Genomic DNA, 21,125 nt, shown 5'->3' with positions numbered 1-21,125 from the left:
CGCGAAAGGATAAACACCAATGTTGAAAGGAACTCGATATGTCTGTTCACGATATAAGCCAATACGTCTCTGTTGACAAGCGATATGGGCAAGCATCAGCATTCACGTCGGCTATAAGTGCATATAACGAAGTCATCAATTTTCGATTTATCCATGATGCAAACAAAAGCGTACCCGCAATTGATCATCGCGACACCCTTGCGAATGCTTGGCCGTCGATCTTGCAATACCAGAAACACGGGTACGGTATCTTTGTTGTCATCGCAGAATTGGACAGCAACGGCCGCAAACTAGAGAACGTCCAATCCATCCGCGCGCATTACGCCGATCTTGACAACATCAATGCGGAACAAAACCTGGACCGCGCCAACGCTTGGACGCCGGCACCGTCGTTCGCAGTGGTATCATCGCCGCGACGCAGGCACGTGTATTGGCCTGTTCAGCGATACGCCGGCAACGACCGCTTTCAGCTTGTGCAGCGCAAGCTCGCGCAATTCTTCGAAGGCGATAAAGCCGTCAACGACGCGGCACGCGTCATGCGTTTGCCCGGAACCTACAACACCAAATACAGCAACCCACAAAGCGACAAATATAGCGGCTCGCAACCGCATCTAGTCACATGCTTCGCCCTGGCTGGCAGCGGCATCACAACGACCGTTGAAGCGCTTGAACAGGCACTTGCCGCCGTCAACGTGATCGAAGGCAGCGGCGGCCGACATGATTTGGGCGATCCGGGCCTTGCCGGGCCGTCGCTGCCTGAATTGGCGATGGCGCTCGATAAGATCGATCCCAACACGCTCGACCGCGCGAAATGGATCAGCACGACCGCAGCATTCAAGCAAGCCGGCTGGACGCTGACAGACGAACTATGGCTGTTCAATACGTGGTCCGCATGGTGCACTCGTTACGCCGGCAACGACGTTGGGGAAAACCTGAAACAGTGGGGATCGATCCGCAACACGGAAGTTGGCTGGCCCGCGCTGCATCGGACGGCATACGGCAGACCGCCGCAACCCGATCCCGCGAAGCTGTTTGGCAGCAACGGCAACACTCTGCCGGCACCGCAACCGGGAATGCCTGTGCCGCAGGCGCACGACGGGTATGTTGAGATCATTTCCACAGCGACCGGCGACAGCGGAAAAAACACGCTTATGGAAACCGTCAAAGTGTTGCACGGCAATCTGCCGGTCGCGTTTGACGAATTCACGCAAACGGTGATCGCAACGCAACCGCTGCCATGGGACAAGCATTCCAGCTACCCTCGCCAATGGACGGAATTGGACACCATCCATTGTCAGCTTTCCGTCCAAGCGCTTTTCGTAAAGCCCGGCAAAGACACCGTGCACGACGCCGTTGCAATCATCGCCAATAAACACAAACGCCACCAAGTCCGCGACTATCTCAACGGCCTAGCGTGGGACCGCATTGAACGCCTGCCACATCTGGCAACCGCATACTTTGGTGCGCCTGATAGCGATTATGCGCGCATCGTCGGCACCAAGTTCATGCTTGGTGCCGTTGCGCGGATCATGTCGCCGGGCAGCAAGATGGACAACGTTGTGATCCTTGAAGGCAAGCAAGGAACCGGCAAATCATCCGCCATCGCCATGCTTGCCGGCCCGCAATGGTTCACAGACGAATTGCCCGACTTGCACACCAAGGACGCCGCAATCCAGTTGCGCGGCAAATGGATTATTGAAGTGGGTGAATTGTCGGCGCTGAAACGGTCGGATGTGGAGACGATCAAGAAATTCATGGCGCGGTCAACAGACACCTACCGTGCACCCTATGAGCGCACGACAGAGGATCACCCGCGCCAATGCGTCTTTGTCGCCACGACCAACGATGAAAATTACCTCAAAGACCAAACCGGCAATCGACGCTTTTGGCCGCTCGCTTGCGGCACCATCAACGTTGATGCGATCCGCCGCGACCGCGACCAACTATGGGCGGAAGCCGTGGCGCGGCTCCGGGCCGGCGAGCGCTGGTGGTTGGAGGGCGATGAGACGCGGCTGGCGGAAGCCGCGCAAGAGGACCGGCGCGAGATCGACGCTTGGGAGGCTCGCATTGCCGAACACGTCGCGGTGATGGCTGGCCTGCCGACGACGATTGAGAACGTATGCGCGATCCTTGGCATCGACTTTGAGCGGCAAAATTCGGCCGTCACCCGACGCATTGCTCAATGTCTCATGCGCGCCGGCTATGCACGGAAACGGTCATCAGGACGGGGCCGACCTTGGCATTACGTGCCAACGGACATCGACAACACCAACAAATAGCCGTTGTGTCTCACTGTCCTACAATGTCCACCGGGACGGCCTATATTACCCTCTTGCGCCTACACGCTGTTGAACGCCTTTCAACAATATCTCTATCAGTTTTACAACTAAGTGGGACAAGTGGGACAGTGGGACAAGGCCAAGAAAATCAACGGCTTGCTGTTCCGGCCCTAGTGGGGACGCAGTAGGACATCTGTGTTAGGTGGGACAGCGGTTGTTGAAGCGCTCCAACCGGGCGGCGGTTGTCCGTTCCGTCTTTGTTGCGATCCAAGTAGTTGAATTCGTTGCCGTAATCGTCAACGGTCCGGTTGCACTAAGCGTTTCCGCTAATCAACGAGGGCTTTGCGGATAGCCTTGTGACACGTAACGCAAAGCCGATGTCGGTAGTTTTGCTGCGGTTATTGATGTGTTAATTGCAGTTTTAGTTGTCGATACACAACAAGGAGTGAATTAAGTAAAAGTAAACTGTGAACAACTATCAAAAATATACTTGACTGGATGGGCGAATGCCTAAAGTATCTCGTCAACGTTATCAATCTATGGATCGGCGAAGACGATGGACAAGCTCACCAATACCCACATTACCGACGCAAACGGCCACAGGATTTGCACGTCCACATGGTCAAACGGGCCAACGGTCCAACTAGTCACCCCCTCGCAGCTTCTGACATCCGCAAAATTTGGGAAGTTGACCGACGCGCTGCACACCAATGCGGCAAACTTCGCATTGAGCACCGAACGCATGCTTGCGACCTTCAACAAGGTAGGCGTGCGCGAGAACGCACCGAAGAACATCAGCGCGGTATCTCGGTCGTTCACCGAGTTGCAAAAGGCAGGCATCGACGGAAAGTCCGGCAACGATCAATTCCGCACAACTTGGGCAAGCAAACGCAACGTTGATCCTGCGTTGGCAGGCGAGATACGAACCTTTTTGCGCACCTCCAAGCCGGGTGATGCGGCAATAGCTGTGCTCGAACACCCGGACTTCGCGGCTGCGGCTTTGGCGGCTTACTCGCTGACAGGGTTGCCGGCATCGCTTCGCCCTCGCGTCGAGGAGGTAGCTATTCGAGCCGCCCTGGCCGATGCCTATGCACCGCAGACGAATGCCAAGGCGACGGCTGCACAGCCGCTGCTTAGCGGCCCTGATCGGCCGGCCCTTGACCGTCTGGTGGCGCAAGCGATCGTGCAGCACGAAGCGGCCTGCGCCGAAGTTGAAATGGTCGAGATCACGCTTCGTGGTGCCGTCGATTTCATTGCTGGCGTGGCGGACGTCCCCCGTGAACAGGCATTCTCGCTGTTGGCTGCGTGATCATGACCGGAATCCGCAACTTACCGCGCATCATCTATTTGCCATCAGATGCGACCGTTGAGGCGAACCAAGCCCGCTTGGCACTTGGTCAACCATCGTTCGCGCTGGTCTCATTCTGGAGAAAAACACGCGGCTTTCCCGAGAGCTTCAAGGGCAACGGCCGCAACCGCTTTCTGCTGACTGATCAACTCGCAAAGTGGATCGAGCAGCAGGGCGCACGTTGCATCAGGATTTGAGCAGATGCAGGCTGATAACGAAAAGATCCATTTTTTATCGGATCGCGATCAACGCGGCCGGTTTGCCATTGGACGATCAAAAGGCCGGCCAGTGGGTGCGAAGGGTCGCGTCAACCGCGAGCTACTCCAGCAAGTAAAGGCGCTTGGACCGGACGCGATCAACAAGCTGAAAGATGCGCTCGACAAGGGCCAGCAATGGGCAATCGAGCTCGTGCTAAAGCATGTGCTGCCGAAGGATGGTCGAACGCTGGAATTCGAAGACGCCACGCCGGACGATCTGCGCGAAGCCTTCCGCAACGGAGACATCAGCATGAGCGAATTCAAGCTTGCCGCTGATGCAATTGGCAAATTGGCGGACGTTGACACCATCGAAGAATTGCAAGCTCGTCTTGCTGAATTGGAACGCTTGATCAATGGCGCGCCGCAACCCTGAACGACAGCGCATCGCAGCTCTCGAGGCGCGCTTGCGGCAATTGCATGGCCTGCCGAGCCTGGACCGCTTGAATGCTGTCCAGCGAGCCGAATGGGACGCCTATAGCGCATCATACAAGAAATGGGCTGCACAGTTCCCGACAAAGGCAGCGCTTTTTGAAGCCATTCTAGATGGCATTTGGGTGCCAACGCCACCAGCCGCCATCGCAAGGCTGATATGGGGCGAACCGCCAATGATCAGCGCAAACATGACCGTTGATCAGCTTCGCGAACTATACCAGAGGATGGCAACGCCATGACCGACGATCTGACCGACACCTTCGGGCTGTTCTACGTCGCTCCGTTGAAGCTGCAATTCGATGTCGTCAACGGCCGTGTCCTGACCATCGAAAGGCGCCCTAAGCCATCACCGCAAGCAACCCGTGTGCATCGGCTCGACGTGACCGACGAGCGGACCCATTGGAACAGGAACCGCGATAGGCTGTATCTGGACGCTCTCGGCTTGCTGCAAGTCAAAGCGTTCATTCGCGATCAATACCCGCGATCATCGCCCAAAACGCGCGAACTCAAACTGCTGCGGATGATATCGGGTTCGATGATGTTTGATGAAATCCACAAGGGCGCGCTGACAGCAATCGGCTTGCGGCGGCACGAGCCGGACGAAATCGGCATGTTCGCCAACCGAGCGCGCGACGCACACCCGCTTGAATTCCGCATGCTGCGCCAGATTATTGAGCGGTGGCGCGCCTGATTGGTTGGTCAATCTAGTTGGTTGTAGCTATCTCGGATCGTCAAGCCCCTTGGGTTCCGGGCCTTTTGAGAGACTTGAAGGGCGGAGCGGCCCTCCGCTATTGGGCTTGCACATCCAGCTTTTCACTTGCTGGCACAATTTGCATGACAGTTGTCCCGTGGCTGTCGACACCCACAACTGACTGATTGCAGTTCCGGATTTGCCGGATGTCAGCTAGCGCCGCCTTTACGGAATCAGATGGTTGCACCTGATTTTGAGCCGCAACATAGGTCGAGCCAACGGTGCTTTTCTCCTGAGCCAGAACTGGAGCGAACGCGCCCCATAATTCGTCGGCATTCTTGCAGCTAACGCCTAGCGGTGCCTGATCGGGAGGCGGCTCTGAGCCGCAATTGAGTTTGGTGCGTTTGAGTTCGCTGATGTCTACATCGAACTTTTCACCGGAGCAGGGTTGAAAGGTTGCCGTAGGCCCCTTGATTGCGGTGACGTATCCGAAAAGAGCTGCTTCGCCCTTTATCTCAAACGGTCCATCGCCAGCGACAATCTTTGTTACCGTTTTCTGTGCGACTTGGACGGGTTCTTCTGCAACAGCAACCGTTGCGACTAAAAGGAGTGAGGTGAGACTACTTATTTTCACAGATTTGGCGAACACGGATATCGCTCCGAATTTCGTTGGCGGTGTAAATGATGCGTCCATCGTCACCGATTGCGTACATTACGCCCCGGTCACATGGCGTTTTCGCGCTGCGGCAAAGCAAGAATAGTCGAGTTGGCAGCCCTATGATCTGGCGCAGCCTTAATTCATTCGCGCAGCGCGTGTACTCCTGATCTGCAGAATTCACGTTTGCGAAGGATTGAATCTTTTGACCCCGCCACACGTTTTCAACCATTTCAGCCGCAGAATTTTTGGCAGCGTAGGAAATCACGATTAGGGCCAGTACAAGGCTGATACTAATGGATGACCACCAGAACGCTTGGTTCCGAACGCCCAGCTTGAATGCAGCGATTGCAACAAGGGCCGCAATGAGAACGAACAGGATCACAGGCCAGGACTGCAAAGGGTGAAAGGCATAGACCAAAACAGTGGGAAAGCTCACCTCCAACTGGGTCGCGTCAATGCCGAACTCGCCTACATACGATGACAGATATGCCCAACCGCTAAAATAAACCAACGTTACGGGGATAACTGCTGCGATCGCTTCCAAGAACGCGACCTTGACGCCACCCATATTTTCGCCTTCTGCCATTCGACTATCTTCTTGACCGCCTCCAGCCAGCCGCAACGGCTTCCGCTTCCGAGCAGAACCAGCGTTCGCCTTTGGCTTGGTTGATGACGGTTGCGTTGTAATATTTCTGTCCCGGCACGTGATAGATGCGCTCGCCATCTGCCGAGATGTTGCCTTTGATATTGCAGGCAGCATTGCCGCTGCCGAACGCGAATAGGGGTGTTGAAGGCGCTTGTACGTCATCGCTGTGTTGCGCTCGCCAATCCCAAGGCGTCTGAAACGATCCTACCCACAGACCAACCTTTGACGCTTCGGCTTTCGCCTGTTGCACCGCATAGGCACCATTGCTGTATTTCGGCCAGTCGAGCGCTTGCCCGTGTTCGACCATCCATGCGGCTACGCTGGCGCCATCAGCCCGCACGCAATCGCCGACGAAGCGTCCGTAGCGATCCCATGTGACGAACGCGCAGTGGACCGGCTTGGAGGCTGCTAGGAAGGCGTCCAGAGCCTCGGCAGAGCGCCGGCCGCAGGGGTATTCGAAGCCTTTTGCGTCGTCGCAATACTGGCGGCTTTCTGGTGCGTCGATCCCGTTGAAGCGGACGCGTTGACCGTGGATTTCAATGGTGTCGCCATCGATGACGGAGGCAACGCCGTCAACAGCTACAGGCTTCGGCTTGATGACGTTCTGCAGATTGATTTCCGGCAGCGATCCGCTGTTGTGGATGACAAATTGCGTCACCAAGGCAGAAGCCGCGGCTACCGTCACGAGCACGAGACAGAGCGGCACGCTCGCCCATCGTCCGGCGCGTGAGCGTTTCCCGCCAGCGTACCGCCGCCATTGATCAGAGCGGTTGTCGTAGCGCGATCTGTCGATGCCGATCACAACGCACCGCCTGGACGGCTTTCAGCGGACCGCTTGCCGCAATTTGAGCCGTCCGCCGCTACGCTGCTATCGGTCGGGCAGTTGCCGGAATAGCCGCCTCCGCCAGAAGCGGGCGATTTGTATTGCTGAATCACGGCGACGCTGCGTTGCCCATCACCCTCGATATGCGTGTTGTTGCTATTCGGATTGAATGGATCGACGGTTTGCATCAGCGAATTGGTGTTGTTCGCATCGCCTGACGCAAGCGTCATCGTGTTGTAATTGTTCAAATAGTCGGCAGCACAGCCGGAAGCGAAAGCCGCAGTTATCGCGCCAAAATACAAACGCCATTTCATGGAAGCATCCCCCGACACCGAACGCTATAATGCGCTTTCTTCACTTTGTTGTCGAATCCGTTGTTGGATTGGCATGCTTCGGATTGAATACCGTTGCGACCATGATATAGAGTTGGCCCGGGTTTTTTAGGGAGGGAACTATGCGAGCATTGTTAATCGGTCTTTGTGCATCCACGTTGATCGGCGCGCCTGCGTTCGCGCAAACGTGCAATGCGATCGGAAATTCTGTCTACTGCTCTAATGGGCTAAGTGCGAACCGCGTTGGCAATACGACATTTTTCAGCGACGGCACGACTTCGAACCGCGTTGGCAATTCAACGTTCTATAGCGACGGCACGACTTCGAACCGCGTTGGCAATTCAACGTTCTATAGCGACGGCACGACTTCGAACCGCGTTGGCAATTCAACGTTCTATAGCGATGGTACGACTTCGCAGCGTATAGGCAATTCAACGTTTTTCAGCGACGGCACGACTTGCCAACAGGTCGGCAATTCCACTTTCTGCAATTGAAACTCACCGGGGTCGAGTTGCGCGGTCCGCACTGGCGGACCGCTTCCGGCGAAGCCGATCTAGAACCGGGTACAGAAGACGCGTTGACGTCCATCGCAATTACACAGGCGCTAAATCAGCTGAACCGGCGTTGAATTCGCAGCAGATGGTTGGTGGATTTCGGTTAGTCGCGTCAAAAGCGACTAGAATTCAACGGTGCACGGCGGAGGGGTTCTCCGTCACGTCTCGGCGTTCCTTAGAGACCGACCGCTTTGTTCCAGTCGGAAATGTACATGTACATTCTCTGAAATTCAGATGGCAGAAGCATTCGGTTGTGCGCCACAAAATTTCTAGCCTTCTCCAACTCCGTCATACGCTGTTTAATCCATTCCTGAGTTGGCATTATATCTTTGAAAAAATCCCAGTTCTGAATGATGACAGCCGCTAAATCGCCAAAGTCGACAAACTCAAGTTGATCATCTTTTGCGCCCTCTAACCAAGAATCCTTTTCGGCGGCTTTCTTGCGGGAGTCGGCTATTTTTTTAACTGCAACAGGCACCGATGCAGTGTCCCACCAAGTCGGGCCTACTTTCTCGACGAGGGTGTCTCGAATCAGGGAACGAACTTCGTTTTCAAAGGCGTGAAGCACCGCGTAAAGCCTCGACATCTCCAATGCCTGATTACGGCGCTGGACACCGAACGGCGCTAACGCCTCCAATAGCAGGCTTTCTTCGGATTGACTAACATCGACTCCAACATTGATGCCCGCTTTTCGAAATATATCTGCTTCAGACTCCAGAAGGAGTCCCCTGAAAACGAAGTCGCGAAAGTCCTTGCTTGGCTTAGTCAATGAGGTGCTCCTTCACTGACTTGAAGATCGCATTGTAAACCTCAACGTCTTTAGTGGCTGGGAGGTGAATCTGGATGTTGTAGTGAAGGCCTCCCATTGACGACGGCTTACCGGCGGTTTTTGTGTTGACTTGAACCGACGAGACCTCAGCATGCTCCGGTTCTTTCGCGGGAGCAAAGTTTGCTGCCACTGCCGGCGCAGAACCGCCATACAGCATGTGTTCGTCGGCTAGGTCCAAAAGCGCAAGGAACGTCGATGCGGAACGTTCTGCCATCTGCTCGGAAAGATTGTAGGCACTCTTGTACTTTCCAGCGATCATATTCTTGTCAGCCTTGGTAGGCTTGGCCTTTAAGATGAAAATGTCGCTGTAGGCTTCCTTTATGGCCTCTGCGACAACTTGCTTCCATTTCGTTGAGTCCAGAAAATCCTTGTACCTCTGCGTCGGTGTCCCTTCTGCATTGAGAAACCCCAGGCCCTTCAGTAGCGGGATAAAGGCGTGATGATTTGAAGAGGTAAAGCCCTTATCCTTCAAGAATTGTCGGGTAAATTTGTCGGGAGCTTGCCCTTGTCTCAGCGCCTCTAACAGCTTTGAAATTTGGCCATATGTTGCAACAGACTGGTTCAGCAATGCCATTAGACGGACTCCCCTAAGCAACCTATCCGTCAATTATATCCTTAGCGAAGGAATCACAATCTAGAACGCAATCTTTCCTGCCGACGGGCCGTGCAGGACGCGCGCCGCTGCACCGATTGCAGCGTTGCGGGGTAGGGGTAATTCGAGGGGTGGATTGATCGCGCTTGTCAATTCCTCGGCAGCTTGTGAATTTCTAGCCTGACCGGCCCGCCACGGTCGCAACTGGTGCAGAAAAGCGCCTTCTCGACCGTACTAAACAGCGCATCTTTTCCGTATCGCTTGATCAGTGCGGCGGGCTTCACCTCTGCATGATGCGAGCAGTTTTTGCACCAAGCTCGCAACCGGTGCCAATCGCGCAAATCACCAAGCGAAACGTCCAATCCGGCATGCACACTGCCGTCCACGATGGTTTGTGGCGGGATCGTCGGTTCCCCCGGCGTGATGATCTTTTCCATCACGTGCTGGCCGTTGCGATGAATGAGCAGCATGCCTGGACGGCGACGAATTGCCGACTGCCACGCCGCCTGGCTTACGAATGAATCCGGCGACCGACAGATTGTCTCGACAAGGGTCGTTTCCTCGCGGTCCCAAACCTCTATCCGGAAGTTGTCTTCGTCGGACTTTGCCATAGCTTCGCCGGTCGCGCCGCAGCGCTCGCCGCAATCCTCTCGCCCTTTGATCGATCCTCAATAAGGAACAAATTCCTAGTCGGTCAATGGCCGCTTGACTCTTTTGTTCCTATTTTGTTCACTATGCAACGTGAGCGACGAAATCAGATTGCCGCGCCCGGAATATGCCACGCAGCCCGGCGTGCAGCATCATTTTTGCGAGCATGCCGGCTGCGGAAAAGATGCCGGTTGGGGCTTTGCCAAACCAAAGCAGGCGCCGCATTGGTTCTGTTTCGAACACCGCGACGAAGGCGAAAAATACCTTTGACGGAGCGCTTGGAATGACACGCATCGCTTTTGCAAGGGAACTAGAGAGCGCATCGGACGCCATCGGCGATATCAGCCTCGCCGATCTTGCAATCATGGCGAGCCGCTATCAGGTTGCGGAACGTTGATGGCGTCGATCTGGAATCGCGCACCGAAGACGCGTTGACGTCCATCGCAACCGAAATGGAAATTCCCAAAGGTGATCTGATTGCGCGGATCGTCCGCGAATGGCTGGAGACGAACGCGTATTTGCCCGTGCCGCCTGTGCTAGATGATGAGAGTGCGACTGAGGGTAATGCCTAAATCGAAGGGGGTTCGCGTGATAACTGCGCCAAAGCAAATCAACGAATACGACGACCGCGAGATTGATTGCCAAGAGGCGATGGAACCGGGCTTTCAAGCCATTGTCGAATGCATGCTGGACGCCGGGTGGACGCGCGGCGAGGTGATCCGTACCCTACGCCGGCTGATCGCAGCCGACAACATAGCTCAAAGGGACATTGCGAAAGTTGAGGCCGAACTTGCCATCGCTAGAGCGAGGGCCAGGGCTGCGAAAGCCTAGTTCAATCGATATCTGTGAACACCAATTGTGGGCCAGCGTTCGACGTAGCGACACGTTCGACAGTGAACGCAATTCGCGCAGCAGTTAGAGCTTCGGTTACGCCCTTTTCGTCGGAGGTCAACACCTCGCCGGTGCCTGTGAAGATCATCAATCCCACAGGTGAGGGATTACCCCCCAAAGTTTCCCAGTGCTCGACCGTCCACCCGGCTTGCGAAAAAAGCTTCCTGACCTGCTTTTGAACACCGCCGCATTCAAGGCTGCCGCCATTGCGCGACACAATCACATGGCCTGGCTGGTGCTTATGCAAAATGTCTGTAAACCGTTTGACCTGTTCAGGTGTTAGCACTCTCGGATCGTGCTCCAGCTTTGATAAACGCGCTCTCAGCTCCTCAATTTCTTCTTTTGCCTCTTGTGGGGAAGCTCCATTCAATTTCGTCTTATAGTCATCGGCTTGCGCTTTGCTGAGGCGCAATTCGCTCTCTAGAGCGGCGGACTGTCAGGTTGAATCGAGAGGGATTGAACGAAGCCGCTAACGCGGCATTTGGCGGATCGGTTTGCGGGTGACGCTTCTGTTTTGAAGGATTGTGGCTGTTGAAGCGCAATCTCGAGAACAGGAGCAATGAGATGGTCGAGTTGAGCCCTCTTCGCCGGCGCATGATCGAGGACATGACGATCCGCAATTTGTCGCCGGCCACCCAGCGATCCTACGTGCATGCGGTGGCGAAGTTTTCGCGCTACTTTGGCCGCTCCCCTGACCGGCTTGGCCTTGAGGACGTGCGCGCCTTCCAGGTGCATCTGGTTTCAACGGGGATTTCGTGGCCGGCGCTGAACCAGACGGTGTGCGCACTGCGGTTCTTCTACGGCGTGACGTTGGGCCATGCCGAGATCCCGGAGCGCATTGTCTACGCCCGCTTACCACGCACGCTGCCAGTGGTGTTGAGCGCCGACGAGGTGGTCAGGTTCCTGGAAGCGGTCCCGAGCCTGAAGACGCGCACGGCCCTGACCACAGCCTACGCTGCTGGACTTCGCGCCTCGGAGACCGTCGGCCTAAAGGTCGGCGACATCGACAGCGGTCGCGGCGTCATCCGGATCGAGCATGGCAAGGGCGGCAAGGACCGCACCGTGATGCTGTCGGCGCAGCTTCTGCGCATCCTGCGGATCTACTGGCGGCTGGCGAAGCCGCAGGACTGGCTGTTTCCCGGGCGCGGCGCCGATCGCCCTATCGATGTGCAGGTGCTGTATTCCGCCTGTCGCTCGGCGCGTGCGGCCGCCGGCATCGACAAGCGGGTGACGGTCCACACGCTCAGGCACTCTTTCGCCACGCATCTTCTGGAGAACGGCACCGACATCCGTATCATCCAGGTTCTCCTCGGCCACAACAACCTGTCGAGCACGGCGCGCTACACCAGGGTCTCGAACGGCCTAATCCGGCGCACGACGAGCCCGCTCGACCGGCTGAACGTCGAGGTCGTGCCGCCGGGTTGATCCGGTCCCGCCCATGCCGGCGAGACTGGAGGTGGCGGATATCTTCCGCCGCCATGGCGAGGCGTATCGGCAGGCCCATGACGGCCATCTCGGGCGCGTCGAGCGCCGCACGATGAGCGCGATCGAGCTATGCCGGACCGCCGAACTGGGCGGTCATGTCGAGGGCTGCCGCTCCTGCGGGTCGATTCGCGTGGCCTACAATTCCTGCCGCAACCGGCATTGCCCCAAGTGCCAGAGCCAGGCCTGCCGGGACTGGCTCGCCGCGCGGCAGGACGAGCTGCTGCCGGTGCCCTACTTCCATGTGGTGTTCACGCTGCCGGCCGAGGTCGCCGCGATCGCCTTCCACAACAAGACGGCGCTCTACACGATCCTGTTCAAGGCGGCGGCCGAGACGCTGCGCACGATCGCCGCCGATCCCAGACATCTGGGCGCCGAGATCGGCCTCATCGCAGTGCTGCACAGCTGGGGCCAGACTCTCACCTACCATCCCCATCTGCATTGCATCGTGCCGGGCGGCGGCGTCTCGCCCGACGGCGCACGCTGGATCTCGTGCAGGCCGGGATTCTTTTTACCCGTGCGCGTGCTGTCGCGCCTGTTTCGCCGCCGCTTCCTGGAGGAACTGCGAGTGGCCCATGATGCGGGCCGGCTGGGCTTCTTCGGCGATCTCGCCCACCTGGCAAAGCCCGATGCCTTCGCCCGTTTGCTCGCCGAAGTCCGTCACCTCGAATGGGTCGTCTACGCCAAGCCGCCCTTCGGCGGCCCGCAACAGGTACTGGCTTATCTCGGCCGCTACACCCATCGCGTCGCCATCGCCAATTCCCGGCTGGTCAGCATGGCCGACGATCGCGTCGCGTTCCGCTGGCGGGATTATCGTCATGGCGGCAGGACGAAGGTCATGACGCTCGATGCCGATGAGTTCATCCGCCGCTTCCTCCTGCACACGCTGCCCGACGGCTTCCACCGCATCCGTCATTACGGCTTCCTCGCCAACGGTCATCGCGCCGCCAAGCTCGGCCTGTGCCGCCGACTGCTGGCCAGCCAACAGCAGAACAATCTCGAACCGAGTGCCGAAAGCGCCGCTGTCGCCGCCGGGCGCCTGGCGTTGACGCATCGCTGCCCATGCTGCGGAGGGGCGATGGTCACGCTCGCCACCTGGCGATGCGGGCAGGCGCCGACCCCCTTCTGGAATGACACCTCATGATCACGCCGAGTGCGTCCACATCGTCTGGTTCGGCACCCGTCGCCTTGCGCGCCGGCACCCAGACCTTTGCCCCATCGCACAAAGCCGCAAGCAGCCAGACCAGCGGTAGAGGCCACTGCTACCTGTCTGACGGTTCACGCCATCACGGTTTTGCCTTCCGCCATGCTCTCCATCGCCGTGGTCGAACCGCGAACGCCGTTCATCGGCCTGGCAAAGACAATCCCCACCGCTCCGCAGGGCTACAATCCCCATAGCGCCAGACCGACCCGCGGCTCCGTTCAATCCGGCTTGCAATGAGGTCCGACGTCGTGCCAAGCGGCTCCGTCGAGCCAACGGACCTCACAGAAGCCTCCAGATTCCGGTAAGGGCTGTTTCGTGATTCACTCCCGCCAGGAGGTGATTTGCGATGCCCAAGCCCTATTCGCTCGATTTGCGTGAACGCGTAGTGCGGTTTGTAGAGGGCGGTCATTCGCGGCACGCGGCTGCGGCACATTTCGGGGTATCGGTGTCGTTCGTCGTTATCCTGATGAGGAACTACCATGCGACGGGAAGCTTGGCGCCCAAGCGGAGTGGTGGGCGTCGCCATTCCAAGCTCGACCCGCATCGTGCGTTTCTGTCGGGCCGCGTGGCCGAGAAGGACGACATCACCATGCCTGAGCTGGCGGCCGAACTGGCCGCTGCTGCCGGCGTCGAGGTGGCTCCCGCCTCGATCTCGCGGTGGTTGATCAGGAATGGCTACAGCTTCAAAAAAAACGCTTCTGGCCAGCGAGCAAGATCGTCCCGACATCAGCAAGGCGCGGCAAGAATGGCGCACCAAGCGCCAGCCCCGGATGCGAGTTGAGCCGCATAGGCTGGTGTTCATCGATGAGACCGGAACCACGACCAAGATGACACGCCTGCGCGGGCGTTGCCGCAAGGGTCGACGGCTGCGCTCGAAGGCGCCGTTCGGACATTGGAAGACCCAGACCTTCATCGCCGGGCTACGCTGTCATGGGCTCACCGCACCGTTCGTCGTCGACGCCCCGATGAACCGGCGCATCTTCGAGACCTATGTCGTGACACAGCTTGCCCCGACGCTGGCAAAGGGCGATGTTGTCATCCTCGACAACCTCGCCGCCCACAAAAGCCCGATGGCCGAGGCGGCGATCCGCGCAAAGGGCGCATGGGTTCTCTTCCTGCCGCCCTACAGCCCCGATCTTAACCCTATCGAAATGGCTTTCGCCAAGCTCAAGGCGCACCTGCGGGCAAAGGCCATCAGAACCATCGACGCCCTTTGGAAGGCCATCGGCGACATCTGCAATCTGTTCTCCCCAACAGAATGCAGAAATTACTTCTCAGCCGCCGGATATGGACTCACATGAACGTCCGATGCTCTAGGTTGCTAATTTGGATCGTGAATTCACGACGTAGAACAGTGCGAATGACCGCAGCAGCCAATGTCAAAGCGATGGCAAACAGGACAGGCGCTTGAACTATTGCAGCGCCTTCTTTTTGGAGGTATTCGAGCAGCTCGACCATGCCTGCTTCATAGCAGTACGCTCGGTGGCCGCCAACCTAGCGCTTTTCTTCTCTGAAATCCTGCAACGAAGCGTGGCGCAAATCTTCCTCGCCGCGCAGGTGCTTCACGCGACCAACCAAGCCCGGCTTGACCCATTGCGTCGCCGGCCTCTTCATGCCCGTTGGTGCCGACCCTAATTGCTCCTGGACGCGTTGCCAAAGTCGCTCGCGCATTTCATGATTCAACGTGATGAAGGCCGCGCCGACGTATCGGCCCGTGCTGCGCTCTGCCATCAATGCGAAGGCTGGTTTGCCGGGTTCGCGCTCGACGCCAAGCAAATCGTATTCATCGACCGCATAGGCTTTCGTCTTTAGCCAAGCCGTCGAGTTGCCGCTTCGGTAAACGCTGTCCTTGCGTTTCGAAACCATACCCTCCAAGCCGGCATTGTCGATTAGATGAAAGATCGATTTTGCATCACCGGGCAGAGCTTCGCTGAATTGGATGCGAGCGCCGGCAGGGATCATCGCTTGCAGAATGTCGCGCCTGTCCACTAGCGGCATGTCGCGTAGATCGTGGCCGTTGAGGTGGAGCAAATCGAAAGCGACAAAATACAAATCGTGCTGCCGGCGTGTGATCGCTTTTCGAAGTTCGCCGAAATCCGAAAAGCCTGCATCATTGAGAACGACAATTTCACCGTCGATAATCGCGCTTTCGGCATAGAGTGATGCAGCCGCTTTGGTGATGTCGCGGTACTTTGCTGTCCAGTCGAGCCCGCGCCGCGTGAAGATGCGCACGCCTTCGTTGTCGATGACGATCTGCGAGCGGTAGCCGTCGAATTTCACTTCATGAATCCACGCTTCGCCGTCCGGTGGCTTTTCAACCAACGTTGGCAGCAGCGGTGGAATGAAACTCAAACGCATACGCACGCCCGACAACCGCGATTCAAGACGCGGTTGCTATTTTAGCTATGGCGCATTTTAGCAAAATTCGATGTTGGAATCGTATGGCAAAAATTGCGGCCCAAACCCCCACAGCGGATAGATTTTGGTTGGTGAGTGGTTAGTAACCGACCAACCAAAAAACTGCCGAAGGCCATGATTTCCGGGCTTTTCAGGGGCTTTACAAACGGAACACGCTTCCGCCACCCCGTTCACAGAGCCGTGAAGAGGGCTTTCGCCAGGCAGGCTCAGTCGACCACGACGCGTTTTTGAACTCGAGTTATTCCGGCTGCCGGTAGGCGACGAAGCGGTTGTGCTTGGCCTGGAAGATCAAGCCGGTCTCCTTCAGCGCCGGGCTTGCCAGCGGCACGATGCGCCTGGCGACCTCGGAGGGATGCGGCAGCGTCTCCGGATCCTCGCCGGGCATCGCCTGGGCGCGCATGGCCGTGCGGGTGGCGCCCGGATCGGCGGCGTTGACGCGGAGCGGCAGGCTCTCGGTTTCATGCGCCCAGGAGCGCATCATCGTCTCGACCGCGGCCTTTGAGGCCGCGTAGGGCGCCCAGAAAGCGCGCGCCGAGTGCGCCGCGTTTGAGGACATGATGATCGCGCGGCCGGCGTCGGAGAGCCTGAGTAGCGGGTCGACCGAGCGGATCAGCCGCCAGGTCGCGGTGACGTTGATGGTCATCACCTTCTCGAAGGTCTTTGCCTCGACATGGCCGATCGGCGAGACAACGCCGAGGATGGCTGCGTTCGCCACCAGAATGTCGAGCTTGCCCCAGCGCTCGTGGATCGCGCCGCCCAGCCGGTCGATGCCGGCCATGTCGGTGAGGTCGAGCGGCACCAGCGTCGCCTGTCCGCGGCCATCGGCCTTGATCTGATCGTCGAGTTCTTCCAGCCCGCCCACGGTGCGGGCGACAGCGATCACATGGGCGCCTGCCGCGGCCAGTTCCTTGGCGATGAAATAGCCGATGCCGCGCGAGGCGCCGGTGACGACTGCCACGCGGCCGGAAAGGTCGAGGGTCATGTGAAAGCTTTCGTAAGGTGGGCGCGAGACACCCCCCTCTGCCCTGCCGGGCATCTCCCCCTCAAGGGGGGAGATTGGATTTCACCGGCGCCGGCGCTTTTCTCGCAGCCTTCGAGATTGGCGAAAGCGATGGCGACATCTGATCTCCCCCCTTGAGGGGGAGATGTCCGGCAGGACAGAGGGGGGTAACTTGGCAAAGGCAAATGAAAGTCCGGCGCGCCCCTACGACCCGCTCGACGCCAGCAGCGACAGCGTGCGCACATTGTCGTGGCCTTCGAAGTCGAGCAGGCGAGTGGGGTACTGGCCTGTGAAGCAGGCGTCGCAGAATTGCGGCTGGTCGTTGTCGCGGCGCGCCTCGCCGACGGCGCGGTAGAGCCCGTCGATCGAGAGAAATCCGAGCGAATCGACGCGGATGAACTCGGCCATCTCCTCGACCGACATGCGCGAAGCGAGCAGCTTCGATTTCTCCGGCGTGTCGACGCCGTAGAAGCAGGATGCGCTGGTCGGCGGCGAGGCGATGCGCATATGCACTTCCTTGGCGCCGGCGTCGCGCACCATCTGCACGATCTTCTGGCTGGTGGTGCCGCGCACGATGGAATCGTCGACCAGCACCACGCGCTTGCCCTCGATCATGCGGCGGTTGGCGTTGTGCTTGAGCTTCACGCCCATATGGCGGATGGAATCGCCGGGCTGGATGAAGGTGCGGCCGACATAGTGGTTGCGGATGATGCCGAGCTCGAAGGGAATGCCCGCGGCCTGGGAAAAGCCGATCGCGGCCGGCGTGCCGGAATCCGGCACCGGCACCACGATGTCGGCCTCGACCGGGTTTTCCTGCGCAAGCTCCGCGCCGATGCGTTTGCGCACCTCATAGACATTGCGGCCCTCGACCGAGGAATCCGGCCGGGCGAAATAGACATATTCGAAGATGCAGAAGCGGGTCTTCTGCGGCTCGAACGGGAACAGGCTCTCGATGCCCTTGGAGGTGACGACCACCATTTCGCCGGGCTTGATGTCGCGCACGAAGCGGGCGCCGATGATGTCGAGCGCGCAGGTCTCGGAAGCGAGGATCCAGGCGCCGTCGAGATCGCCCAGCACCAGCGGGCGGATGCCGAGCGGGTCGCGGCAGCCGATCATCTTCTTGGCCGTCAACGCCACCAGCGAGAAGGCGCCTTCGACCTGGCGCACCGCGTCGATGAAGCGCGAGTTGAGATCGCGCTCTTTGCTGGTGGCGACCAGATGCAAGAGCGTCTCGGTATCGGAGGTCGAGGAGAAGATAGAGCCCTGCTTCTGCAATGCGCGCTGCACGGTGAGCGCATTGGTGAGGTTGCCGTTGTGGGCGACAGCGAGACCGCCTTCGGCGAGCTCGGCGAAGAAGGGCTGGACGTTGCGCAGGCCGGCGCCGCCGGTAGTGGCGTAGCGGGTATGGCCGATGGCGCGGTTGCCCTGCAGGCTGTCGATCACGCGCTGTTTGGTGAAGGTGTCGCCGATGAGGCCGACATGGCGTTCGACATGGAACTGTGTGCCATCATAGGAGACGATGCCGGCCGCTTCCTGGCCGCGATGCTGCAGGGCGTGGAGCCCGAGCGTGACGATGGCCGCAGCGTCCTGCCGGCCGAAAATGCCGAATACGCCGCATTCGTCGTGGAAATGGTCGTCGGCCTCGGCGGAAAGGACTTTGCCTGCGTCTGCCGTTGAGTCTGCCATTTGGTGCTCAAGCTCCGCTAAAGCCGCCATATAGGGCGATCGCCCGTCGAACGCAACGCACGCGATGCCGCATTCATAAAATGCTTTAGGCCAGCGCCGCGCTGGCCTGAATTTCAATTTGCCGGCGCCGGGGCCGGAGCGGGAGCCGGAGCAGGGGCCGGAGCCGGCTCGTTGTCGGCGGGCGCCTCGCCTTCGCTGTCGTCGGGGGCCGGCGCATTGTCCTCGCCGGCGGCCGGCGGCTCGGCCGCGGGCTGGTCGGACGTTGCCGGCGCCTCGGTCGTGGGCGTGCCCTTATGCGTGTATTTGTTGACCAGCTCTTCCGTATTCTCCGGCAGCACGCTTTCGAGCTTGGCGCCGATCGTCTCGAGCAGCGGCCGCGACTTGGCGTTGGCGACCCAGGCAGGAGCCTTGGCGCCGGCCAGCCAGTTGAAGAACAAAAGCGCCACCGCGACGACCAGGACGCCGCGTGCCGCGCCGTAGAGGAAGCCGAGCGTCCGGTCGAGCGCGCCGATGCGCGAATCGATGATCCAGTCGGCGATCTTCATGGTGATCACCGAAACGACGATCAGCGCGATGACGAAGACGATGCCGGCGGCCGCCGCCATGGCGATTTTGTCGTTGTCGACATAGGGCTGAACGTAGGGCAGCACAGGCTTGTAGAAGAAGAAGGCCGCCGCCGCCGCCGCTGCCCACGAAACCACGGACAGCACCTCGCGGGAAAAGCCGCGCACCATGGCAAGCATTGCCGAGACCAGGGTGAAGCCGACGAGAATTCCGTCAAGCAGCGTAATCGGCATGTCTTTCGCCCCACATCATGAGCCGCATCACTCCCCTTCGTCGGCACGGCTGCGGCGTGAGCCGGCTATGCGCGCCACGAGGTCGGCAAGCTCGGTTGGCTGGAAAGCGCCGGCCGCGATTCCCCCGGCCCCATTACCGCCAACGACTTCCTCGCTGCCGAGCGGCAGCACCGCGCTTCCGAAACCCAGCTTTTCGGCCTCTTTAAGGCGCTGCTGCGCATGCGCAACCGGCCTTACCGCGCCCGAAAGGCTGATTTCGCCGAAATAGACGCAATCGGCTGGAAGGGCAAGACCGGTGAGCGAGGAAACAAGTGCGGCGGCGACCGCGAGATCGGCCGCCGGCTCCGAGATGCGGTAGCCGCCGGCGACGTTGAGATAGACGTCGTGCTGGCCGAAACGGACGCCGCAATGCGCCTCGAGCACCGCCAGCACCATGGAGAGCCGCGCGCCGTCCCAGCCGACCACGGCGCGGCGCGGAGTGCCGAGCGAGGAGGGCGCCACCAGCGCCTGGATCTCGACCAGCACCGGCCTTGTCCCTTCCATGCCGGCGAAAACGGCGGCGCCCGGCGATTTCGCGTGGCGCTCGCCGAGGAACAGCTCGGATGGGTTGGCGACCTCGCGCAGGCCCTTGTCCGACATCTCGAAGACGCCGATCTCGTCGGTCGGCCCGAAACGGTTCTTCACCGTGCGCAGGATGCGGAAGTGATGGTTGCCTTCGCCCTCGAAATAGAGCACGCCGTCGACCATGTGCTCGACGACGCGAGGGCCGGCGATCTGGCCTTCCTTGGTGACATGGCCGACGAGCACGATCGCGGCCCCTGTGGATTTCGCATAGCGGATCATCGCCTGGGCGGCGGCGCGCACCTGGGTGACGGTGCCCGGCGCCGAATCGGCAAGGTCGGTCCACAGCGTCTGGATGGAATCGAGGATGACGAGGTCGGGCCGCTTGCCGTCGGCGATTGTTGCAAGGATGTCCTCGACATTGGTTTCGGCCGCGAGCTCGACCGGTGTCGAGGCGACGCCGAGGCGCTGCGCGCGCAGCCGGATCTGCGCGACCGCTTCCTCGCCCGAGACGTAGACGATGCGGTGACCCTTCGAGGCCAAGGCCGCCGCTGCTTGCGTCAGCAGCGTCGACTTGCCGATCCCGGGATCACCGCCGACCAGCAGCGCCGAGCCGCGCACGAAGCCGCCGCCGGTGGCGCGGTCGAGCTCGCCGATGCCCGAAACGATGCGTGGCGCGTCCTCGATGTCGCCGGCAAGGCTGGTGAGCACCACGGCGCGGCCCTTGCGGGCGTTGCGGGTATTGGCCGGTCCCGAGCCGATACCGCCGGCCGTGCCTTCCTCGACGAGTGTGTTCCACTCGCCGCAGGCATCGCATTTGCCGGCCCAGCGCTGATGCACCGAGCCGCAATTCTGGCAGATGAACTGAACGCGGGGTTTGGCCATTAGCGTTGTGCCAATCGCAAATTTTCGAAGGCTGGCGTTCCCGCCCACCCCCTTCTGGCCTGCCGGCCATCTCCCCCGCAAGGGGGGAGATCAGCAGCTTGGCCGCCGGCGC

The 21,125-nt window shown here is 59.4% G+C and carries 25 protein-coding genes; 11 read left to right on the top strand and 14 right to left on the bottom strand.

Going from position 1 to position 21,125, the window contains the following annotated elements; translation table 11 throughout:
- The first annotated feature begins 38 nt into the window (after nt 1-38).
- From EJ070_RS31725 to EJ070_RS31700, 6 genes are all read left to right on the top strand, one after another.
- Nucleotides 39-2,279, top strand: coding sequence for a VapE domain-containing protein (locus EJ070_RS31725; RefSeq protein ID WP_126094873.1), 2,241 nt, complete (start codon nt 39-41; stop codon nt 2,277-2,279).
- 556 nt (nt 2,280-2,835) lie between these two features.
- The gene (locus EJ070_RS31720) at nt 2,836-3,588 is read left to right on the top strand and encodes a hypothetical protein (protein ID WP_126094872.1); all 753 of its coding nucleotides are present in this window, start codon (nt 2,836-2,838) and stop codon (nt 3,586-3,588) included.
- Nucleotides 3,589-3,590: 2 nt separating this feature from the next.
- Nucleotides 3,591-3,824, top strand: a complete 234-nt coding sequence (locus tag EJ070_RS31715) for a hypothetical protein (RefSeq protein ID WP_126094871.1) — start codon at nt 3,591-3,593, stop codon at nt 3,822-3,824.
- A gap of 4 nt (nt 3,825-3,828) precedes the next feature.
- Nucleotides 3,829-4,257 carry a hypothetical protein gene (locus EJ070_RS31710; RefSeq protein ID WP_126094870.1) on the top strand — a complete coding sequence of 143 codons (429 nt, stop codon included), beginning with the start codon at nt 3,829-3,831 and terminating at the stop codon, nt 4,255-4,257.
- The gene (locus EJ070_RS31705; protein ID WP_126094869.1) at nt 4,238-4,555 is read left to right on the top strand and encodes a hypothetical protein; all 318 of its coding nucleotides are present in this window, start codon (nt 4,238-4,240) and stop codon (nt 4,553-4,555) included. Before EJ070_RS31710 ends, EJ070_RS31705 begins: the two co-directional genes overlap by 20 nt.
- A complete protein-coding gene (locus tag EJ070_RS31700) occupies nt 4,552-5,007 on the top strand; it encodes a hypothetical protein (protein ID WP_126094868.1) in 456 nt (151 codons plus the stop codon). The genes EJ070_RS31705 and EJ070_RS31700 overlap by 4 nt, the downstream gene beginning before the upstream one ends.
- A gap of 97 nt (nt 5,008-5,104) precedes the next feature.
- Here EJ070_RS31700 and EJ070_RS31695 read toward each other — a convergent pair whose 3' ends face one another.
- From EJ070_RS31695 to EJ070_RS31660, 7 genes are all read right to left on the bottom strand, one after another.
- The gene (locus EJ070_RS31695) at nt 5,105-5,656 is read right to left on the bottom strand and encodes a hypothetical protein (RefSeq protein ID WP_126094867.1); all 552 of its coding nucleotides are present in this window, start codon (nt 5,654-5,656) and stop codon (nt 5,105-5,107) included.
- On the bottom strand, nt 5,628-6,251 hold the full coding sequence (locus EJ070_RS31690) for a hypothetical protein (RefSeq protein WP_126094866.1): 624 nt from the start codon (nt 6,249-6,251) through the stop codon (nt 5,628-5,630). The genes EJ070_RS31695 and EJ070_RS31690 overlap by 29 nt, the downstream gene beginning before the upstream one ends.
- A gap of 4 nt (nt 6,252-6,255) precedes the next feature.
- Nucleotides 6,256-7,113 (bottom strand): thermonuclease family protein, encoded by an 858-nt coding sequence (locus tag EJ070_RS31685; protein ID WP_245464740.1) that lies wholly within the window; start codon nt 7,111-7,113, stop codon nt 6,256-6,258.
- A complete protein-coding gene (locus tag EJ070_RS36685) occupies nt 7,110-7,448 on the bottom strand; it encodes a hypothetical protein (RefSeq protein ID WP_126094865.1) in 339 nt (112 codons plus the stop codon). Before EJ070_RS36685 ends, EJ070_RS31685 begins: the two co-directional genes overlap by 4 nt.
- Before the next feature lie 747 nt (nt 7,449-8,195).
- Nucleotides 8,196-8,789, bottom strand: a complete 594-nt coding sequence (locus EJ070_RS31670; protein WP_126094863.1) for a Swt1 family HEPN domain-containing protein — start codon at nt 8,787-8,789, stop codon at nt 8,196-8,198.
- A complete protein-coding gene (locus tag EJ070_RS31665; RefSeq protein WP_126094862.1) occupies nt 8,782-9,423 on the bottom strand; it encodes a DUF5343 domain-containing protein in 642 nt (213 codons plus the stop codon). The genes EJ070_RS31670 and EJ070_RS31665 overlap by 8 nt, the downstream gene beginning before the upstream one ends.
- Nucleotides 9,424-9,590: 167 nt before the next feature.
- Nucleotides 9,591-10,052: a hypothetical protein gene (locus EJ070_RS31660; RefSeq protein ID WP_126094861.1), complete on the bottom strand. Its 462-nt coding sequence runs from the start codon at nt 10,050-10,052 to the stop codon at nt 9,591-9,593.
- A 130-nt stretch (nt 10,053-10,182) separates the two neighbouring features.
- Here EJ070_RS31660 and EJ070_RS36530 point away from each other — a divergent pair, with 130 nt between their 5' ends.
- Both EJ070_RS36530 and EJ070_RS31650 read left to right on the top strand, forming a co-directional pair.
- Nucleotides 10,183-10,359 carry a hypothetical protein gene (locus EJ070_RS36530; protein ID WP_189350186.1) on the top strand — a complete coding sequence of 59 codons (177 nt, stop codon included), beginning with the start codon at nt 10,183-10,185 and terminating at the stop codon, nt 10,357-10,359.
- A 294-nt stretch (nt 10,360-10,653) separates the two neighbouring features.
- Nucleotides 10,654-10,920 (top strand): hypothetical protein, encoded by a 267-nt coding sequence (locus EJ070_RS31650; protein ID WP_348639567.1) that lies wholly within the window; start codon nt 10,654-10,656, stop codon nt 10,918-10,920.
- 1 nt (nt 10,921) lies between these two features.
- Here EJ070_RS31650 and EJ070_RS31645 read toward each other — a convergent pair whose 3' ends face one another.
- Nucleotides 10,922-11,392 (bottom strand): hypothetical protein, encoded by a 471-nt coding sequence (locus EJ070_RS31645; RefSeq protein WP_126094860.1) that lies wholly within the window; start codon nt 11,390-11,392, stop codon nt 10,922-10,924.
- 152 nt (nt 11,393-11,544) lie between these two features.
- Here EJ070_RS31645 and EJ070_RS31640 point away from each other — a divergent pair, with 152 nt between their 5' ends.
- The 3 genes from EJ070_RS31640 (at nt 11,545) to EJ070_RS31630 (ending at nt 14,967) form a co-directional block, all read left to right on the top strand.
- On the top strand, nt 11,545-12,405 hold the full coding sequence (locus EJ070_RS31640; protein WP_126094674.1) for a site-specific integrase: 861 nt from the start codon (nt 11,545-11,547) through the stop codon (nt 12,403-12,405).
- A 13-nt stretch (nt 12,406-12,418) separates the two neighbouring features.
- A complete protein-coding gene (locus EJ070_RS31635; RefSeq protein ID WP_126091547.1) occupies nt 12,419-13,606 on the top strand; it encodes an IS91 family transposase in 1,188 nt (395 codons plus the stop codon).
- 406 nt (nt 13,607-14,012) lie between these two features.
- A protein-coding gene (locus EJ070_RS31630) for an IS630 family transposase (protein ID WP_281059632.1) occupies nt 14,013-14,967 on the top strand; the annotation gives its coding sequence in 2 pieces (ribosomal slippage) (nt 14,013-14,351 and nt 14,353-14,967; 954 coding nt in all).
- On the opposite strand, the gene EJ070_RS36525 is transcribed toward EJ070_RS31630, so the two are convergent.
- The 6 genes from EJ070_RS36525 to radA all read right to left on the bottom strand — a co-directional run bounded on the left by EJ070_RS36525 (nt 14,960) and on the right by radA (nt 21,013).
- On the bottom strand, nt 14,960-15,124 hold the full coding sequence (locus EJ070_RS36525; protein WP_189350184.1) for a hypothetical protein: 165 nt from the start codon (nt 15,122-15,124) through the stop codon (nt 14,960-14,962). The two genes, EJ070_RS31630 and EJ070_RS36525, sit on opposite strands and share 8 nt — an antisense overlap.
- Before the next feature lie 36 nt (nt 15,125-15,160).
- Nucleotides 15,161-16,024: an ATP-dependent DNA ligase gene (locus EJ070_RS31625; RefSeq protein WP_126094859.1), complete on the bottom strand. Its 864-nt coding sequence runs from the start codon at nt 16,022-16,024 to the stop codon at nt 15,161-15,163.
- 298 nt (nt 16,025-16,322) lie between these two features.
- Nucleotides 16,323-17,066 (bottom strand): SDR family NAD(P)-dependent oxidoreductase, encoded by a 744-nt coding sequence (locus EJ070_RS31620; protein WP_126094858.1) that lies wholly within the window; start codon nt 17,064-17,066, stop codon nt 16,323-16,325.
- 222 nt (nt 17,067-17,288) lie between these two features.
- Nucleotides 17,289-18,770 (bottom strand): amidophosphoribosyltransferase, encoded by a 1,482-nt coding sequence (gene purF, locus EJ070_RS31615; protein ID WP_126094857.1) that lies wholly within the window; start codon nt 18,768-18,770, stop codon nt 17,289-17,291.
- 113 nt (nt 18,771-18,883) lie between these two features.
- Nucleotides 18,884-19,567 carry a CvpA family protein gene (locus EJ070_RS31610; protein ID WP_126094856.1) on the bottom strand — a complete coding sequence of 228 codons (684 nt, stop codon included), beginning with the start codon at nt 19,565-19,567 and terminating at the stop codon, nt 18,884-18,886.
- A 27-nt stretch (nt 19,568-19,594) separates the two neighbouring features.
- Nucleotides 19,595-21,013 (bottom strand): DNA repair protein RadA, encoded by a 1,419-nt coding sequence (gene radA / locus EJ070_RS31605; RefSeq protein WP_126094855.1) that lies wholly within the window; start codon nt 21,011-21,013, stop codon nt 19,595-19,597.
- Between the last annotated feature and the right edge of the window lie 112 nt (nt 21,014-21,125).

The organism is Mesorhizobium sp. M1E.F.Ca.ET.045.02.1.1, assembly GCF_003952485.1.
Taxonomy (GTDB): domain Bacteria; phylum Pseudomonadota; class Alphaproteobacteria; order Rhizobiales; family Rhizobiaceae; genus Mesorhizobium.
The sequence above is the reverse complement of the archived record's forward strand: the minus strand, read 5'-3'. Positions and strand labels throughout refer to the sequence as shown.

What these genes read in the sequence shown, in the direction of transcription:
- EJ070_RS31665 (WP_126094862.1), bottom strand. Translation starts at nt 9,423, where the DNA reads ATGGCATTGCTGAACCAGTCTGTTGCAACATATGGCCAAATTTCAAAG.
- radA (WP_126094855.1), bottom strand. Translation starts at nt 21,013, where the DNA reads ATGGCCAAACCCCGCGTTCAGTTCATCTGCCAGAATTGCGGCTCGGTG.
- EJ070_RS31715 (WP_126094871.1), top strand. Translation starts at nt 3,591, where the DNA reads ATGACCGGAATCCGCAACTTACCGCGCATCATCTATTTGCCATCAGAT.
- EJ070_RS31625 (WP_126094859.1), bottom strand. Translation starts at nt 16,024, where the DNA reads ATGCGTTTGAGTTTCATTCCACCGCTGCTGCCAACGTTGGTTGAAAAG.
- EJ070_RS31720 (WP_126094872.1), top strand. Translation starts at nt 2,836, where the DNA reads ATGGACAAGCTCACCAATACCCACATTACCGACGCAAACGGCCACAGG.
- EJ070_RS31620 (WP_126094858.1), bottom strand. Translation starts at nt 17,066, where the DNA reads ATGACCCTCGACCTTTCCGGCCGCGTGGCAGTCGTCACCGGCGCCTCG.
- EJ070_RS31660 (WP_126094861.1), bottom strand. Translation starts at nt 10,052, where the DNA reads ATGGCAAAGTCCGACGAAGACAACTTCCGGATAGAGGTTTGGGACCGC.
- EJ070_RS36685 (WP_126094865.1), bottom strand. Translation starts at nt 7,448, where the DNA reads ATGAAATGGCGTTTGTATTTTGGCGCGATAACTGCGGCTTTCGCTTCC.
- EJ070_RS31710 (WP_126094870.1), top strand. Translation starts at nt 3,829, where the DNA reads ATGCAGGCTGATAACGAAAAGATCCATTTTTTATCGGATCGCGATCAA.
- EJ070_RS31700 (WP_126094868.1), top strand. Translation starts at nt 4,552, where the DNA reads ATGACCGACGATCTGACCGACACCTTCGGGCTGTTCTACGTCGCTCCG.
- EJ070_RS31705 (WP_126094869.1), top strand. Translation starts at nt 4,238, where the DNA reads ATGGCGCGCCGCAACCCTGAACGACAGCGCATCGCAGCTCTCGAGGCG.
- EJ070_RS31725 (WP_126094873.1), top strand. Translation starts at nt 39, where the DNA reads ATGTCTGTTCACGATATAAGCCAATACGTCTCTGTTGACAAGCGATAT.
- EJ070_RS36525 (WP_189350184.1), bottom strand. Translation starts at nt 15,124, where the DNA reads ATGGTCGAGCTGCTCGAATACCTCCAAAAAGAAGGCGCTGCAATAGTT.
- EJ070_RS31610 (WP_126094856.1), bottom strand. Translation starts at nt 19,567, where the DNA reads ATGCCGATTACGCTGCTTGACGGAATTCTCGTCGGCTTCACCCTGGTC.
- EJ070_RS31635 (WP_126091547.1), top strand. Translation starts at nt 12,419, where the DNA reads ATGCCGGCGAGACTGGAGGTGGCGGATATCTTCCGCCGCCATGGCGAG.
- purF (WP_126094857.1), bottom strand. Translation starts at nt 18,770, where the DNA reads ATGGCAGACTCAACGGCAGACGCAGGCAAAGTCCTTTCCGCCGAGGCC.
- EJ070_RS31650 (WP_348639567.1), top strand. Translation starts at nt 10,654, where the DNA reads ATGCCTAAATCGAAGGGGGTTCGCGTGATAACTGCGCCAAAGCAAATC.
- EJ070_RS31640 (WP_126094674.1), top strand. Translation starts at nt 11,545, where the DNA reads ATGGTCGAGTTGAGCCCTCTTCGCCGGCGCATGATCGAGGACATGACG.
- EJ070_RS31690 (WP_126094866.1), bottom strand. Translation starts at nt 6,251, where the DNA reads ATGGCAGAAGGCGAAAATATGGGTGGCGTCAAGGTCGCGTTCTTGGAA.